Origin of the sequence: Vibrio cincinnatiensis DSM 19608, assembly GCF_900167345.1 — a bacterium.
Taxonomy (GTDB): Bacteria; Pseudomonadota; Gammaproteobacteria; order Enterobacterales; family Vibrionaceae; genus Vibrio; species Vibrio cincinnatiensis.
In genome coordinates, this window is record NZ_FUXB01000019.1 from 24,429 (window position 1) to 41,558 (window position 17,130).

The window sequence follows — 17,130 nt, forward strand, 5'->3', positions numbered from 1 at the left end:
TAACCGCTACTGATTGATGCTCCAAAGTTCCATTTCTAAACCTGGATAGTTCCCAGATACGTGAAAAGCCATACCACCGCTTTCCATTAAACGAGACCAATAAGTCCCTTTTTTGATCAATTCAAAATACACAAATCCTGAGGAATAAGGCATCTGCCGAGGCACAACGTTTAAAGGAGCAATGGAGATACCATTAATTTGGTTATTGATCAGCTCACGAATGTTTTCCGCAGGCCCAACTTTAATCTGCCCAGGTAACTTCCGACGAATCTCTTCCGGAGAAACATCGGCTTTGATAGCGAGAACAAACTGGCAGACTGAGAGCAATTTTTTATCAGGCAGAGGGGTAACATGAATACCAAATTGCCGAATATCAAGTGGCATTTTGGTCGCGGTTTGTTCAAGAACAACACTCAAGTACTGGCTCAAAATTTGGTTAATTTCAGCAAATACCTCCCCCATATTGTGATGAACATACTCAGGTAATTTAGGTATTCGTTTATTCTTATTTGAAAATGTCGCCAATTCACCCACTAAGCTAAACAGATGTGTTACTAGGGTATAAGGGTGTAACTCAACACCTTGGGACCAATGTCGTAGGCTTGCCTCGTAGCGATTTAGCATTTGTAACATGATAAAATCGACAGCAGAAGAAGCCGCTGATTTTCCCTGAGCTAAACGCTGAGCAATGGCATCCGCTCGAATTTTTAGCATGGCTAAAATATTCTTCAAATACTTGGTTAATACTGGGCTATGATGCACATTCAGGAAAGGCGGAACATAATCCTCATCGAGGATGATTTCACCTTCGGCCGTCACCTGACGAATTCGAGCTAAAGGAAGTGAAACATAACCTGGAAGGTTCTCATTTGAGACTTTAATTTCACATTTTAGCCCAGCCAATTGAACAATCTCCTCATCTATTCCCAAAACATTATCCGTAAGGCTAGACTCAATAAACTTATAGCGTGTGACTTGCGAATCTTCTGCTGAAGAAACATTCTTACCTTGGTTTTTTTCAATAGGAACGGCCAATTGAATCAGAGTGTTCTCAATATGAGATTCCACGGTGATCGCTGAAGGTGCAGAATCTTTCTCGGGAATAATAACCAATGTCATATCAGGTAGAATGGCAATTAACTTAGTAAGAGACAACTGCCCCTCTTTTAGAGAGGCAGCTTCAAAGCTAAGTTGCTCAATTCCTCTAGCATAACTGCTCGTTAATCTTGCCAACCCTCGATATTCATAGGCTAATGCCCGTTCCTGCTGTTGGAAATGCTGTGGACGCAAAAACATCCCTTCACTCCAAACCATTGGTGAATATACACTCATTTATAAACCTATTAATGCTATCTGTTTGTTATTTTATTGCTAACGTCAATTCGTCCAATAAAAGCGTATATGTGTTATAACCCGTCCGGTCAACTTTAATCACTTTTCGCCAATTGGCATTTTCTATATCTCGAAAAGCAACAATAACGCCAATATACTCGACGCCAGGTTTCATACTTGAACGATAATGTTCTGACTGCCCTGGTGAGAGTGATATCTCTGTTTTTGACACCATATCTGGTCCGAGGACTTCACTAGCATTTTCATATAATGAAAAAAAGCCTTGGCTTTTAAACAACGTATCAGAAGTCAATTCAAATATATGAACAACCACCGGAGATGGACGCCCATTCATGTCAGGATTAATATTATGCCCAGCATTAATGTTAAGGTTAGAGTAGGGGTCAACCGCCATATTGACGATACTGCACCCTAATAACAAAAATGTAAGTAGTAACGGTAAAAATTTGATTAAAGGTCTCACTTATTATCCCTCTATATTCCTTATTGCCTTATCATATTCTCTTGCAAAATCTTCTAAATAAAATTTATCACTATCAAATCCACCAACTTCGAAATCATTATTTAGCTGATAGTAAAGTGCTTCATACTTCTGCCATTTCTTTTTATCGACTTGAGAGAAGAAAGGAGAAAAGAGGCTTCTCTCACGTTGAGAAAGATTTTCGGAGATATTATTCGGGTCAAGTAGTTTCATTACGCTAGAAACCGCACCATGCACGCCATTTATCATCGCTTTTTCATGACATTCAATATCTCGAAAAGCCGATTTAATCGCCACTTCAGGAGAAAGGAAACTTGAACTTTTTCTGTTATATAAATTGTGTATGGCATCATCAAAGTCTGCCGAAAATTTCAACGGGTTATTTTCTCTCTTCTGGAAAGCAGTATGGTTTAGTTTGTTTGATTGTTTGAATTTTGTTCGATTGTGTAATGTTTGCATCAAACCGTCTAACATTAATGCATAGGATTTCCCCAGCTCTTGAAACCACACTTCTTTCTTGTTGTCCGGTAACAAGCCTTCGTCAATTCCTGCTCCAGAAAGGAACGCACGTAAAAGCGTTTCTGACTCAGGCTGAAAACCAGATGTCTCTTCAACCATTGGCCGTTGCAATAGCTCTTTTGTTTTTTCTTTCTTTTCAATAGAAAAATCTTCAATATTTTCAATTGATTTAGTATCAAAAAAGTCGTCGATATCCCCAATATCTGGTTCTTCTAAAACGCTAGGCGTTGCCTCTTGAGAAAGAAATAAATTGGCATCAAAGCCGAAATCCATATCACCCATTTTGGGCATATCGACAGGTTTATTTAAAAGCTCTCTTGGTGACAAGGTATTAAATGAAGAGATCATGAGGTTGTGATTAGGCAATATGTCATCCGTTTTTTTATCAGTATCACTTAAGGTCACTTCTATCTCGTAGTCACCGAAACTGATCGTATCGTGATTATTAAGAGTGATCTCTATTCCATTTCCAATTGGGCTAACTGACTTATTAATAAATATCCCATTTGTTGACAAATCTCTTAATAAATAATTATTCCCAAACTTCGACACCTCACCATGTACACCTGAAATAATGCGTTCAGGGTCAGGTAACACCCAATCACAAGAATCAGAACGTCCAAACTTAATGGAACAATAATCTTCCTCGGAAGAAAGTGTATAAACACTTTTGAGTTCTGGCGTGAACTTGTGAAAACTGGTAATGGAAAGAATTAAATCCATGTCAACCTCTAGCCGGTATGTATCTTGTATTTTTTATAATTTCTGACTGAACGAACAATAGACTGAACCCATCAGTCTAAATAACAAAACAATCAATAATAATAGAGCCATTACTTATAGCGGGCAAATAATGAATCATTTAAAATTCAATTCAACGCAAAGTTGTCTAATAAAACAAAATCTAGAACCAAGATCAAATTTTTATAACTTTGTATTTCATGTTTCGCTTAACCTCTGTTAGTTAAATCGAATTTTATCTAATACAACCTCTATTACATAAATATTAGGGATTATAGTCAGTTTTACTTTTAGCTAGGAGCCTAACACATGTCTATTGATAAAAATGAAAATAAAGACCGACCGATCATGATTAATGGTGATAAAACACAGATCATAAGAAATCAAACATTGAACCAAGAGGATATTAATCCTAAAAATCAAGAAGAAAAAAAACTGGGAATGGATAAAAAGAAGAACATTTCTCAAAGTTCAGACAGTGACATTAAAAAAAGTCCCACCCCTGAGACTAAGGCGTTCGATATTGAGGCTAATGACAAAAATGATTTCAAAAATCAAACGACAGAAACAAACTCGAACGATCTGGTCGAGCATTCCACTTTAACTCCTGGTCATGTCGTTAAAGGTCGATACATCATCGATGCGCTTATTGGCCATGGAGGACTTTGCGATGTCTATCGAGCGAAGGATAAAGTATTAGAGTCATCAGGGGCTCATAACCCTTATGTGGCATTAAAAATCTTGCAGAGTGAGTACATCGATCAACCTGAGACGGCTCGGATGCTGATACGAGAAGCACAACATACACAAACCTTAAGCCATCCAAACATCATTCGGGTATTTGATTTCGGTGTCGATAACAAGACGTATTTTATCGTAATGGAATACCTAGATGGCGAAACTGTCGAGCAGCTAATCCAACGCTCTCGCCCCTCAGGCCTGCCATTTCATAAAGCGAAAATTATTTTTAATCAAATTCTGGACGCACTCATCTACGCACATTCTCTTGACATCGTACATGCTGATTTAAAACCAGCCAACATCATGATCGAATCCAATGGGAATGTAAAAATCCTTGATTTTGGCGTGTCAAAGATGGAGAAGCTCAAACAAGATCAGTACGCGGCAAAACGAAAATCTGATGATAATTCCGTTATGGGGTATACTCCGAATTACGCTTCACTCAATATTTTAGCGGGTAATAAGCCAACACGAGAAGATGACCTCTTTGCTTTTGCTTGTATTGCTTATGAATTGGTTAGCTGTAAACATCCATATAATCGGACAACAGCTGACATCGCGCTGAAGAAAGCTCTCAATCTGACGAAACCGGCATCATTACCCTTTTTGGCATGGCAGCCATTAAAAAGAATTCTCTCTTGTTCAAAAAGCTCAACACCATTATCCGCCAAGGAACTAAAGCAACGTTTAAATCACACAATCACCCCTAAATTTGCTGTGGCTATCTCAGCAGCATTGTGGTTAACCACGGTAGTGTTACTCGTGAATCATTACGATCACAAACTCTCCACCGCCAATCACACCACAGAGCAACTAGCAACTCAGCTCAATGATCAGCAAGCTCTGCTTGAATCATCACCTGAACATGTCCTGACTCTCACTCATACCGAAAACCTTCAGCCTATCGTCCGAGATGGGCTACTGCGTTATCACCAAGTTGCACTCTTGAGCTATTTTGAAACCCAAATAGATGAAATACTCAATGCTAATGAAATGGAATATCCAGACTACAATAAAGTTGAGTCTGTTCTCAAAAATGCGGCAACCTATTACCCAGACTCTCATCGGCTTGAGATATTAAACATCGATATTCGGTCCAGTAAGCGCTCAACATTGTTAACGATAGAAAGGCAGATCAATTCTGCATTAGAAAAAGCACATTACACCTCTCTTGAAGGTGAAAAATCGGTGACTGAGCTATACGAAAATCTGAGCGCGATTCATACTGACTACCCTTTCGAGCCATCCTCTTTAGCCAGTGAAGTCTTTGGAAAAAATCTTAAACAAGCCCTTGCCCAGCGAGATGCACTCTCTTTGAATACCTTAATTAATATTGGCAATACTTTCTTTACTTCATCCGAGAAGCATAAAGAGGACTTATCGATTAGTAATCAAATGAGGGATGCTATAGAAGAAATGAGTGCCTATCTTACGGAGCAAGAAAATGGCAACGTATTAGACTATCCATATGCGGCGGCCCGAGTGTTATACAAAAACGAACTTGAAAGTTTGTACCGCCGAATTAGAAATGCATCGACCCTAAATGCACTAGACAAGCTCGTCATTGATATCGATAAACTGGCCACGGAATTACCCTCGGATTTCAGCGATATTTCAGATTTACGTTTTCAAGCATCGGATAAATATCTAAAACTTTCAGATATTTTGCTTAAAAATCGTGAAGCCGTTAATGCACGAAGAGCAATCCAAAAAGCGAATGCATTACTTCGTCAAATTGATAGGAGTTAAATGAGCGTCTCTAATGCCGTTCGCTTAACGTGAACGGCACTACCTGATGACTTTGTCCTTTTACTGTATATTACGCATCTGCTCATCTAAGTTTAATACCGTTAATGCATTACTCACACTGGTTGCAATTACATCAATTGCGCCAGTGCGAAGTGCACCAAGCAGGGCAAGTGGCTTACTATTTTCCGCTGCAATCGCAATTACTTCAGAAATCGGGCGAAACTCATCAATACCTAATCCAATGACGCGATCGCTCATGACTGTATTGGCGATTTGACCATGGATATTGAAAAAATCATAACCTGCAAAATCCCCCACGACCCCTTGCTGAAGCCGGGACTGTACTACTTCATCAGGCGTAAACCAGCCAAGATCCACCATATAGCTATTCTCGCTCATATCCCCAATCCCAACCAAAGCAATATCCGCTTTACGTGCTAAGTCCAACGTCTGTTTGACGGTCGCATTTTGCATAAAAGCCAGCTTCTGGCCTCGATTCTCTGCATAGGCTGGTGCATAGAGCGTTTCAGAGGTCCCTCCATATTTTTTCGCCATTTGTCGACAAATATGGTCGGCATTGAACATTCCGCCTCGGGGGTGAATACCACCAATACTACAAACAAATTTACAATCTCTTGGTGTGATAACCCCAGTATGGTGAGCAACTGCTGAGACATTTCGCCCCTGACCAATACTCACCACCATACCGTTTTTTAAGGTACTAGATAGGTAATTCGACACCAATCCAGCCACTTGCTGCCTTTGTTGCTCTTCATTGGGTTGATCTAAAGCAACCAACGCCCGTTTGATACCGAACCGGTCAATCAAACGTTGCTCAATTTTGGCACTAAAAACAGGGTGATACTTAACAGTGATCTCAACGATTCCTTCATCTCTTGCCTGTTTAAGCAAGCGTCCAACCTTAGCGCGAGAAAGCGCAAATTTTTTGGAAATTTCCTCTTGAGTTGCACCATCTTGATAATAAGCCACTGATATTTCAGTCAGTAGGTCGGTATTTTCCATTGAAAAATCTGTGCTTGAACTGCTCATACACTACTCTCATTTTCGATTAAGTGACTAGCATAAATTAATGTGAACATATGCTCATTGACCTAGCATATGTAAAACGCAGACGACAATCAACATTTGCTCAGCCAAATGACATTTTCTCATTTCCGTTTTTTGAACATTCAAAGAGGCATTTACCCAAAGGCAACTTACGCAAACGTTTCTTTTCTTACCTAGATCTTCACCAATGAAAATTAGTGGGTTGAATGTGTCATTCCATCGTTATGATGATTGACTTTCTGTACAGATAAGATAAATATGAATACATCATTTACTCAACGAGCGAGCAAATGTTCAACGCAATTGTTTGGTCGCTGAAAATTAACGTTCGTATTAGCAAGAGTAAACTCGTTATCTAGCGAAGGCTTTGCTAATCCGCTTGCCAGTATCCAGCTTCAATGCTGGTTTAGCCACAAGAAATAGGATGATCGAAATGAGCAACAAATTAGAGCAACTTCGTAAACTCACTACTGTTGTCGCCGATACCGGCGAAATTGATGCGATAAAAAAATATCAACCTGAAGATGCCACCACGAACCCATCTCTGATTCTTAAAGCGGCACAAATTGCTGAATATGCCCCATTGATTGAGGCGGCTATCGAATACGCCAAAGCACAAAGTTCCGATAAAGCGCAACAAGTGCAAGACACTTGTGACATGCTTGCCGTTAACATTGGTAAAGAAATTCTGAAAACGATTCCGGGCCGAATTTCAACCGAGGTCGATGCTCGACTCTCTTATGATACCGAAGGCAGTGTGGCGAAGGCGCGTCAGCTTATCAAAATGTACAACGATGCTGGGATCAGCAACGACCGTATCCTAATCAAGCTCGCCTCAACTTGGGAAGGCATTCGTGCTGCTGAAATTCTAGAAAAAGAAGGCATTAACTGTAACCTCACCCTCCTTTTCTCTTTCGCACAAGCACGTGCCTGTGCAGAAGCAGGCGTCTTCCTTATTTCACCTTTCGTTGGCCGAATTATGGACTGGTACAAAGCCAAAGAAGGCCGTGATTTCGCTCCGCAAGAAGATCCGGGGGTTATTTCTGTTACCACCATCTACAACTACTACAAAGAGCACGGCTATAACACAGTGGTTATGGGAGCCAGCTTCCGTAACATCGGTGAAATTCTAGAGCTTGCTGGTTGTGACCGTTTGACGATTGCACCAGCACTGCTGGCTGAGCTGGAAGCGGCGGAAGGAGAGGTAATAGAGAAATTAGTGGATTCCAAAGGCAGCAAAGTTCGTCCAGCCCCTATGACGCACGCAGAATTCCTTTGGGAACATAATCAAGATGCCATGGCCGTTGAGAAGTTAGCAGAAGGTATCCGTAACTTTGCCATTGACCAAGGCAAACTAGAAGCCATGATTGCGGCGAAGCTGTAATTCAAAGGCACCCAACGGCTAGCTAGAAAGGAGCGCTAAGCGTTTTTTCCTAGCTAGGCCTAGGTTCTTAAGCCCTATTCTCTGATGGTGCTTTATGCACCATCGATACCCAGACTATTTGCGGTAGCAGGCCAATGACTTGCCCATCACAGTAGTGATGAACGAACGTTACTCATAATTTTCTCGTTAAGTGGTAAGGGTATCACTCTATTTAAATAACTCTGTTTTCAAATAACTCCGGAAAAGACTATGGATCGTAAACAACTGGCTAATGCAATTCGTGCTTTGAGCATGGATGGTGTACAGCAAGCGAATTCGGGACACCCAGGTGCCCCCATGGGAATGGCTGATATCGCAGAAGTGCTTTGGCGCAGCCACTTAAACCATAATCCACACAATCCTAAGTGGGCTGACCGAGATCGCTTCGTGCTTTCTAATGGTCACGGCTCCATGTTGCTTTACTCTTTACTTCATCTAAGTGGTTATGATCTTTCTATTGATGATCTGAAAAACTTTCGTCAACTGCATTCTAAAACACCCGGACACCCTGAATATGGTTATGCTCCAGGTATTGAAACCACCACAGGTCCATTAGGCCAAGGGATTACCAATGCCGTCGGTATGGCTATCGCGGAAAAAGCTCTCGCCGCTCAGTTTAATCAACCCGATCATGACATCGTTGATCACTTCACTTATGTCTTTATGGGTGATGGCTGTTTGATGGAAGGCATTTCTCATGAAGCCTGTTCACTGGCTGGTACATTAGGGCTGGGTAAAGTCATTGCCTTCTGGGATGACAACGGTATCTCTATTGATGGTCATGTAGAAGGCTGGTTCTCTGACGACACGCCTAAACGTTTTGAAGCTTACGGTTGGCATGTCATTCCAGCGGTTGATGGCCATGATGCTGAAGCGATTAATGCGGCGATTATTGAAGCAAAAGCGGAAACGGCTCGCCCAACACTCATTTGTACTAAAACCATTATTGGTTTTGGTTCTCCCAATAAATCTGGTTCACATGACTGTCATGGCGCACCTCTTGGCCATGATGAAATTAAAGCAGCAAAAGAATTTTTAGGTTGGAAATACGGTGCGTTCGAAATTCCGCAAGAGATCTACTCAGAATGGTCAGCGAAGGAAGCTGGCGCAACTAAGGAAACAGCGTGGAATCAGAAATTTGCAGCTTATGAAGCAGCGTACCCCGAGCTGGCGGCTGAATTTAAACGCCGCATAAACGGTGAATTACCCGCGCAGTGGGAAGAGAAAGCGAGTCAAATCATTGCGGATCTACAAGCTAACCCTGCCAATATTGCGTCACGTAAGGCATCACAAAACGCGTTAGAAGCCTTTGGTCAGCTACTCCCTGAGTTTATGGGCGGCTCAGCAGACTTGGCTCCATCTAACCTCACCATGTGGTCCGGTTCTCAATCACTGACGGCTGACGACTTCTCTGGTAACTATATTCATTATGGGGTCCGTGAGTTTGGAATGACGGCGATCATGAACGGCATCGCCCTACACGGTGGCTTTATTCCTTACGGTGCAACCTTCCTGATGTTTATGGAATACGCTCGTAATGCCATGCGCATGGCCGCATTGATGAAAATTCAAAATATCCAAGTTTACACCCATGATTCCATTGGTTTAGGTGAAGACGGCCCCACTCACCAACCTGTTGAACAAGTTGCATCACTGCGCTTAACACCGAATATGAGCACATGGCGCCCTTGTGACCAAGTTGAATCAGCGATGGCTTGGAAACTGGCGATTGAGCGTAAAGACGCCCCATCGGCTTTGATCTTCTCTCGTCAGAATTTAGCTCAGCAGCCTCGTACGGCCGAGCAAGTTGCAGACATTGCGAAAGGTGGTTATGTCTTAAAAGATTGCGCAGGGAAACCCGAACTTATCTTGATTGCAACGGGCTCTGAAGTTAGCCTTGCGGTAGACGCGGCAGAAAAACTGGCGGCGGAAGGTAAACAAGTACGAGTCGTTTCGATGCCATCGACTGACACGTTTGATAAACAAGAAGCCGCTTACCGTGAAACCGTATTACCTGCTGATGTGACCAAACGTATTGCGATTGAAGCAGGTATTGCCGATTTCTGGTACAAATACGTCGGTTTTGGCGGCAAAATCATCGGTATGACAAGCTTTGGTGAGTCAGCACCTGCGGATGAGCTGTTTAAATTATTTGGGTTTACCACCGATAACGTAGTTAAAACTGCCCAAGAACTACTGGCGTAGTTACACTAAATAATGAAACCCTAACCATAAAAATGCCAGTCATAATAGGACTGGCATTTTCTTATTCTAGAGCCATGCTGTTTTCTTACACTGTTTGGCTATAGCGTTGCGACATAATATCGCACAGCTGCAACATTCGTTGCTCACATTTTTGTTTTAGAAATTGGTGCAATGCTCGCGTTGGGTGATTTAACAGTCGTTTATCTGCACACACTAAATAAACTGGACACGGCTCCGACTGCCATTCCGGTAACAAGGGCACTAAACGCTCATCAATAATATCAGCGCTAATATCTAATAATGATTTATAAGCAATACCATACCCACTAATGGCCCAGCGCCGGACAACGTCTCCATCATTAGCACTGCGCTGACTTTTTACGACCACGGTTTCCGACTCTCCAGCTTTCCAAAAAGTCCAACGATTATGGTAAGTATCTGACAGCATAAAACACAAACAGGAATGGCTAAGTAAGTCGCTAGGTTTTACTAGCTGAGCTTCCAAACGTTTAATCGCCGCACTCACAGCAGCAGGCGTCACATCTAAGCTGTGAGCCGCTTGCGAAAAGCTACTTTGATGAGCCGTTTCGACAAAGATATTGAGATCGTTTAATGCTTTCATAGGCGAAGACACGGATGGTAAAAATCCTCTGTATCACATCATATTTAGTCAACATTGAAAAGCGCGGCCTCCATCAACGATGAAAGCCGCACTAAATTAAACGAGCCCGCTACCCCAAAAAGGTGACTTGGCGAGGATTCAAGTATTCAAGCCAGCCATTTTTCTCACTTTGTGCCACAAAATGCTGAAAGTGCTCACTTTGCGTATGTTTTTCAAGTGCCGCAGCAGAGCACCAGATTTCTTGCATAATAAACAGCCCCGCCACAGACTCATCTTTATACAATTCATACTGACAGCACCCTTCATCATGACGAGAAGGCTCAAGTAAAGCGCGTAAAGCTTGCTCAACCTGTGCTTCTTTTCCTTCAAGTGCTTTAATTTCAGCCAAAAGGTGAACGGTTGCCATCATCAACACTCCGTAATAACGTCTGCTTCATCCCAACGAGATTTCGGCAATTTTGCATTGAAGTCTTCCTCGCTGTGGTAGCCCATAGGAATGATCAATACACTCGTTAACCCTTGGTCATTTAAGCCAAATTCTGCATCCATCACCGTTGCATCAAACCCCTCGATAGGCACGGCATCAATTCCCATTGCCGCAGTACCTAATAACACCGTACCCGCATTGAGATAAACTTGCTTTGCCATCCACTCTTGAGCATCGTTAAGATCAGCACGGTGTATATTCACGAAATAAGAGCGGCCGTTATGCATCCCTTGTTTATCATCTTCTGTTGCAAAGCGACCATCTTTGTCTTCCTTCGCTAATAGATTGAGTAAATAGTCGTCATCAATGCTGGTTTTAGTACAAAGCACCAAAACATGCGAAGCATCCAACACTTTGCGCTCATTAAATGAGAAACGACCTTGAGTCGCTTTGGCTATTCGTTGTTTTCCTTCATCCGTACTGGCTAAGATAAAGTGCCAAGGCTGAGAATTGACGCTAGAAGGGCTCAAACGAATCAAATCTTTAATTTGCTGAACGTTTTCTGCACTGATGCGGCGATTGGAATCGAAAGCCTTGGTGGAATAGCGTTGCTGTGCAAAATGGGCAATGTTCATCACTCTTTATCCTACTCATGTATATTTAATTACGGGAAACAATAACGGCTTGATGCAACAGAAAAAATAGGGAAAAACTATAAGGACTTTCAAAAAAAATTTGAAAGTCCTTATTTAACGCGATCAGTGCCTGATATAACCAAACACTATTTTTCTTCAAAACGGATGGCTAATTGGCGTAAATCTTCCACCCGAGCATTCATCTCAAGGCTGTGTTCTTCCACTTTATGGGTCGCTACCAGATTTTGAGTCGCTGCGGAGGCAATAGAGTGGATATGTTCATGTAACTCATGAGTCATATCCCTTTGGCTTTGCGCTGAATTTGCCATATCTTTCACGGTTTCATGCATTTCTTCTAATAATGCTTCAACTGATCGCAGACACTGAGCACTCTTCTCAGCGACTTCACCACATTTATCCGTTTGCTGCTGACTTTGAATAATTTCATTTTGCCATGACTGAATGGTCTGTAGCATAGTGTCGGTGCTTGAGCGGATGTGCTCCGTTGCTTTCTGTGTTCTTGCTGAAAGTGCCCTTACTTCATCCGCCACAACCGCAAATCCACGCCCTTGCTCACCAGCTCTCGCCGCTTCAATGGCCGCATTCAAGGCGAGCAAATTCGTCTGGTCAGCAATACCGCCAATCTCTTCCATCAGTTGACTAATACGCTGCGCCTGTTCGCTGAGCGTATAAGTCGTTTTTGTGGCTCGCTCAGCCTGCTCACTTAATAACAATAAGCTGTGATTGGTCTGCTCAATGCTTTCTTTACTTTGCAAACAGTGAGATTGAGCTTGATCAATAAGTGAATAAGAACGTTCGGCATTACTAGATACGGCATCAGCAGCAGTTTCAACGCTTTCTGTCACCTGCATAACATGGTGAATATCACTGTCTTGTTGCTTGAGTGCTTGTACCACTTCGACACTGGTCAAGTTAAGCGTTTCGGAGATAGCTTGTAACGGCTTAGCTGAATCCATCATTCGTCCCAATACCGTACGTATTCGGGCAGAAGCCATTTTTAAATGATAATCAGCAATAGAGAACTGGCTATTACCCGAGTAAATCAAGCGGCTGATACTGTCATACTGGGTAGTCAATTGATTAAGTTGCTTGGGGGTATGTAGAAGTTCTTGCCTAAAGAGTAAGGCTAATACACCAGCAGGTAGCAGCGTTGCAATCAGTTGGCTATAACCTTCCAACGCCATTCCATAGGACAATACCGGAGCGGCTAACGCTCCCAATAACGCAAGATAACGAACTGGCGTTGCGACATGAAATGACAATGGCTTTCTTGAAGTTTCAGCCTTTCGCAAAGCGCGATAAGCTTGTGAAGCTATGTCAATCCATGCCTTCTCAGGTTTCACACGAACCGACTGATAACCCGCGATTCTCCCATGTTCATAGATAGGGGTAACATAAGCATCAACCCAATAATAACCATTATCTTTTGTTTTATTTTTAACAATACCTCGCCATGCATGACCTTGCTTAAGATGTTTCCACATGTCAGCAAAAGCGGCTTTCGGCATATCTTGATGCCGCACTATGTTGTGGTTTTGCCCTAATAATTCATGTTCTTTAAAACCAGCAATACGACAAAAGGTATCATTACAATAAGTGATAACACCTTTTAAGTCTGTGGTCGAGACCAGTTGATCTTGTTCAGTAAGTGGGACTTCTTTCGCTGAAGAAACAGGTTGGGCAGACATGACACATTCTCGTTACTTGTTATAAGTTTTGTAGGAGACTGTATACACAAAATATGAAAATGTTTCAAAACAATGTACGATTTAGCCTACGTAAGCGTGAGAACCATCAATATTCACAATTTAATCATATAGCTATGCTATTTTGTTTAAATTTACATATGTTAAATCTATAAATCTTCAACTCATTGCGTCAAGTACTCAGGAATAATTAATAGCAACTCAGCCCGTCGATTACAGGCTCTTCCTTGAGCGGTATTGTTCTGACACTTTGACAAATGCGAACCATAACCTCGCGTATAGATAGCCTGATTAGGGACTTTCTGTCCTATCAATACCTGTTTAACGGCTTCAGCTCGGCGCAGAGATAAGCCATCATTCAACCGTTCAGATCCCGTATTATCGGTATGCCCTTCAACAATGACGTCAATGGTGGGCTTTTGGGCAAGAAAACGCCCTAACTCCCCAACCCAACGAATAGACTCAGATGACAACTGAGCCGCTCCGGTTTGGAATTGAAGGCTCCGTTTTAGTTTTACAATCGAATGCTCACCCGGCTGTAATTCATAATCAATTCGATGATCAGCCAAAAAAGCCAGTAATGATGCGGGTTCCTGCACCTGATTCGATGGTCTTGATGGCTTTCTCGTTTCCGCCACCGCATTGGGTACTACCTCTGATCGGGTTGGTTGGCTTGGCGTTCGCCAATCGGGATAAAGCACTTCAGAATCATTTCTTGGCGCCGTATCCAACAAATTATTGCTAAACATTCTATCGGCAGCTAAAGAGCCACATCCCGATACTAATAGGCATAATAATAGTGCGAAAGCTTTCATCAACTCGGTACTCACTCTTCTCATCTCTCTTTTGTTATCGGCCGATGTACTAAAACTTTATGCTGTCTTGCTAACAAATTGCTTCTATCCTGTTTGCCTGATAGAGATTACTGGTTAGACTGGCCTCATCTTTTTCAATGCTATGGATGTATTATGAAAATATCAGCTTTTCGTTTATTTAGCCTTATATTAGGTCTCATTATTACCGTTGGTTGCAGTGATAATACCAATACTCAACCTACAGAGGGCGTTCATTACAAAGCACTACCGGTTAATCTCACGACTTACCGACTCGCTCCCGTTACCGAGGTTTTTTCTCTCACCTGTGGGCATTGCCGAACGATGGAGCCACTGATTCCTGAGCTGGAAAAAATAACAGGTGAGCACTTTGGCAAACTTCATGTCACGTTTAATCAAGGGGCTCAAATCAGCGCTATGCTTTACTACAGCGCAGTCATGCAGTTAGAAGCCGTACCAGATTCAGCGATGATGGAAGCCCTGTTTGCTACCATACAAGCCCCTGAAGGAATGACTCCTGAAGCAAGAAAAACCGCCATAGACAAAATATTTCATCAACGCCAATTAGTAAGCCCCTATGACTTTGACGAACTCCAACAAGCACAATTGATGGAAATGATCACCCTTGCCAGCGAGATTTCACAAAAATCACAAATCAATGCCGTTCCCACTTTTATCGTGAAAGGGAAATATCAGGTTCTAACTGGCGGGCATAAAGATGCGAATAGTATTGCTGATACTATTGCTTACTTGCTCAAACAATCTTAATCAAGGCAATTGACTATGAATAAAGTTATCTTCCTTCTTGTTGCTCTATTATTGGCTGGCTTTTTCCTCTATCGATCGTGGAATAATGGCAAAATAGCCGAGCAAAACCTCACTCTCGGTCAAGCTTTCTTACTGAAAAATGGTCAGAAAAATGAGGTGACAACCACAGAAAGCGGTTTGCAATATCAAGTGTTACAAGTGGGGACAGGGGAAAAGCACCCAACGGCAAACAGTCACGTTACTGTACACTATGAGGGTAAGCTCCTTGACGGATCCATTTTTGACAGTTCTATTGAGCGTGATCAACCGATCACTTTTAGCCTAAATCAAGTGATTAAAGGTTGGCAGGAAGGTGTCCAACTTATGGTGGAAGGTGAAAAAATGCGCTTTTTTATCCCCAGCCACTTAGCCTATGGTAAAAATGGGACAGGCCCGATACCGCCCGCTGCAACATTAATTTTTGATGTTGAATTACTAGAAATTCAATAGTCAACCACCCTAGTTACATGTAATGAGCCGATTCCACGGCTCATTACATCGCGTGATTCACTGCGTGATGATGAATCAGTTTTGAGCCCAAAATTCACTAAGCCGCATGAAACTCTAATCCCTGTTTGGTCACCATCACACAGTCCATACCGCCAGCATGTGCTGCTTGCATTCCCAACGCTGTATCTTCAAAAACAATACATTCTTGAGGTGATAAGTTAAGCAGTTCACACGCTCTCAAGAAGGTTTCTGGGTGGGGCTTGTGGTTAGCCACATCCGTTGCGGTGACTAGGGCATCTAATTTATCCAGCACTCCCACCTTCGCCAGTAACTTAGTCGCACTTTTCCGCTGGCTTCCTGTTCCCACCGCGATTTTCTTCTCACCGATGCTTGAGTTAAAAATGGCATAAGTTTCAGAAATCAAAGCACTATTCGAACCAAAATTAGCAAAAGCCTGCATTTTGTAGTCAGCCACTTCTTGAGGATCTAATGATAAGTGAAAACGTTCATTAATTTCTTTAACAATCTTATAGCTTGGCATTCCCCCTAAGCTATGTAACCACTGAGCATCAAAAGGAAAGCGAAAAGTTTCCGCTGCGGCTTGCCACGCTTTAATGTGCGCAGGCATAGTATCAATTAAGGTACCATCCATATCGAAAATGAGCCCTTTATAGCGGCTTAAATTGAGTGACATTCATTTCTCCAATCTGTGAGAAGCGTTGATGGGAGTATCCCCTTTCTTATCATCAAGCGTCTAGACACACCACTGCTCCATCAGCTTATAGCATGCAACATCGCTTTCGGCGATGACCAAGTAAACACTTTTTCCGGTAGTCGATTGCCTTCTGGGGATTGCCATATTTTTTCACAGGCTTTTTTTCCTCCCATATGATCAGAAAAATCCAGAGCCGATTGATTTTTCTCAGCGACTTCTAAATAAACCCCATGATTTGGAAAGTAATGTTCCATCCACTCGATCATGGCTTTAATCAGCTTTTTTCCCAACCCTTGGCCTTGAAAATCGGGGTTAATATGTAAGGCATCGATCATGGTTCCTTTTTCTACGTCATGATTTCCAAACGCACAAATGAACCCAAGCAAGACGCCTTGATCCTCCAACAGCAAAATATGTTGATTATAAGGAGGGTTAGTGAGTCGAACCTGCCAGATCAGTAAACGGTCTTGTAAGACATCATGATCCAGATAATCTTGTTCAAGAATACCTTGATAATGCTGCTGCCAACTTTGCGCATGCAAATGTGCAATACGTTCAAAATCACTATATTCCGCTACTTTTATTTCCATTTTATAGCCCTTATCACTTCCAGTTGTTATTCCAGCTCCACTTC

The 17,130-nt window shown here is 42.2% G+C and carries 16 protein-coding genes; 5 read left to right on the top strand and 11 right to left on the bottom strand.

Annotated features, from left to right (window positions below; genetic code table 11):
• Nucleotides 1-6 precede the first annotated feature (6 nt).
• Genes tssK through tagH form a run of 3 tightly spaced genes read right to left on the bottom strand, consistent with a single transcriptional unit; the run spans nt 7 to nt 3,076 of the window.
• Nucleotides 7-1,332, bottom strand: coding sequence for a type VI secretion system baseplate subunit TssK (tssK, locus tag B5D54_RS15065; protein WP_078927383.1), 1,326 nt, complete (start codon nt 1,330-1,332; stop codon nt 7-9).
• Between the two features lie 28 nt (nt 1,333-1,360).
• A complete protein-coding gene (tssJ, locus tag B5D54_RS15070) occupies nt 1,361-1,816 on the bottom strand; it encodes a type VI secretion system lipoprotein TssJ (RefSeq protein WP_078927384.1) in 456 nt (151 codons plus the stop codon).
• A 3-nt stretch (nt 1,817-1,819) separates the two neighbouring features.
• On the bottom strand, nt 1,820-3,076 hold the full coding sequence (gene tagH, locus B5D54_RS15075; RefSeq protein WP_078927385.1) for a type VI secretion system-associated FHA domain protein TagH: 1,257 nt from the start codon (nt 3,074-3,076) through the stop codon (nt 1,820-1,822).
• A 327-nt stretch (nt 3,077-3,403) separates the two neighbouring features.
• On the opposite strand from tagH, the gene B5D54_RS15080 reads away from it, so the two are divergent.
• Nucleotides 3,404-5,584: a serine/threonine-protein kinase gene (locus B5D54_RS15080; RefSeq protein ID WP_078927386.1), complete on the top strand. Its 2,181-nt coding sequence runs from the start codon at nt 3,404-3,406 to the stop codon at nt 5,582-5,584.
• Between the two features lie 60 nt (nt 5,585-5,644).
• On the opposite strand, the gene B5D54_RS15085 is transcribed toward B5D54_RS15080, so the two are convergent.
• A complete protein-coding gene (locus tag B5D54_RS15085; protein ID WP_078927387.1) occupies nt 5,645-6,634 on the bottom strand; it encodes a sugar-binding transcriptional regulator in 990 nt (329 codons plus the stop codon).
• 451 nt (nt 6,635-7,085) lie between these two features.
• Between B5D54_RS15085 and tal the strand changes: the two genes are divergently transcribed.
• Both tal and tkt read left to right on the top strand, forming a co-directional pair.
• Nucleotides 7,086-8,036, top strand: coding sequence for a transaldolase (gene tal, locus B5D54_RS15090; RefSeq protein ID WP_078927388.1), 951 nt, complete (start codon nt 7,086-7,088; stop codon nt 8,034-8,036).
• Nucleotides 8,037-8,285: 249 nt separating this feature from the next.
• Complete coding sequence (gene tkt, locus B5D54_RS15095; RefSeq protein WP_078927389.1) at nt 8,286-10,280, top strand: transketolase; 1,995 nt, start codon at nt 8,286-8,288, stop codon at nt 10,278-10,280.
• A gap of 85 nt (nt 10,281-10,365) precedes the next feature.
• Here tkt and B5D54_RS15100 read toward each other — a convergent pair whose 3' ends face one another.
• The 5 genes from B5D54_RS15100 to B5D54_RS15120 all read right to left on the bottom strand — a co-directional run bounded on the left by B5D54_RS15100 (nt 10,366) and on the right by B5D54_RS15120 (nt 14,521).
• Nucleotides 10,366-10,902, bottom strand: a complete 537-nt coding sequence (locus B5D54_RS15100) for a LysR family transcriptional regulator (RefSeq protein ID WP_078927390.1) — start codon at nt 10,900-10,902, stop codon at nt 10,366-10,368.
• 109 nt (nt 10,903-11,011) lie between these two features.
• Nucleotides 11,012-11,308 carry a putative quinol monooxygenase gene (locus tag B5D54_RS15105; protein ID WP_078927411.1) on the bottom strand — a complete coding sequence of 99 codons (297 nt, stop codon included), beginning with the start codon at nt 11,306-11,308 and terminating at the stop codon, nt 11,012-11,014.
• A 2-nt stretch (nt 11,309-11,310) separates the two neighbouring features.
• Nucleotides 11,311-11,964 carry an oxygen-insensitive NAD(P)H nitroreductase gene (gene nfsB / locus B5D54_RS15110; protein ID WP_078927391.1) on the bottom strand — a complete coding sequence of 218 codons (654 nt, stop codon included), beginning with the start codon at nt 11,962-11,964 and terminating at the stop codon, nt 11,311-11,313.
• 146 nt (nt 11,965-12,110) lie between these two features.
• A complete protein-coding gene (locus B5D54_RS15115) occupies nt 12,111-13,673 on the bottom strand; it encodes a methyl-accepting chemotaxis protein (protein WP_078927392.1) in 1,563 nt (520 codons plus the stop codon).
• A 182-nt stretch (nt 13,674-13,855) separates the two neighbouring features.
• Complete coding sequence (locus B5D54_RS15120) at nt 13,856-14,521, bottom strand: OmpA family protein (RefSeq protein WP_238117123.1); 666 nt, start codon at nt 14,519-14,521, stop codon at nt 13,856-13,858.
• A gap of 138 nt (nt 14,522-14,659) precedes the next feature.
• On the opposite strand from B5D54_RS15120, the gene B5D54_RS15125 reads away from it, so the two are divergent.
• Both B5D54_RS15125 and bamJ read left to right on the top strand, forming a co-directional pair.
• Nucleotides 14,660-15,292: a thiol:disulfide interchange protein DsbA/DsbL gene (locus tag B5D54_RS15125; protein WP_078927394.1), complete on the top strand. Its 633-nt coding sequence runs from the start codon at nt 14,660-14,662 to the stop codon at nt 15,290-15,292.
• A 15-nt stretch (nt 15,293-15,307) separates the two neighbouring features.
• Nucleotides 15,308-15,781 carry a BamJ family beta-barrel-assembly machinery protein gene (gene bamJ / locus B5D54_RS15130; protein ID WP_078927395.1) on the top strand — a complete coding sequence of 158 codons (474 nt, stop codon included), beginning with the start codon at nt 15,308-15,310 and terminating at the stop codon, nt 15,779-15,781.
• Between the two features lie 97 nt (nt 15,782-15,878).
• Here bamJ and B5D54_RS15135 read toward each other — a convergent pair whose 3' ends face one another.
• A complete protein-coding gene (locus B5D54_RS15135) occupies nt 15,879-16,475 on the bottom strand; it encodes a beta-phosphoglucomutase family hydrolase (RefSeq protein WP_078927396.1) in 597 nt (198 codons plus the stop codon).
• Nucleotides 16,476-16,555: 80 nt separating this feature from the next.
• Entirely contained in the window at nt 16,556-17,086 is a 531-nt protein-coding gene (locus B5D54_RS15140; RefSeq protein WP_078927397.1) for a GNAT family N-acetyltransferase, read from the bottom strand.
• Between the last annotated feature and the right edge of the window lie 44 nt (nt 17,087-17,130).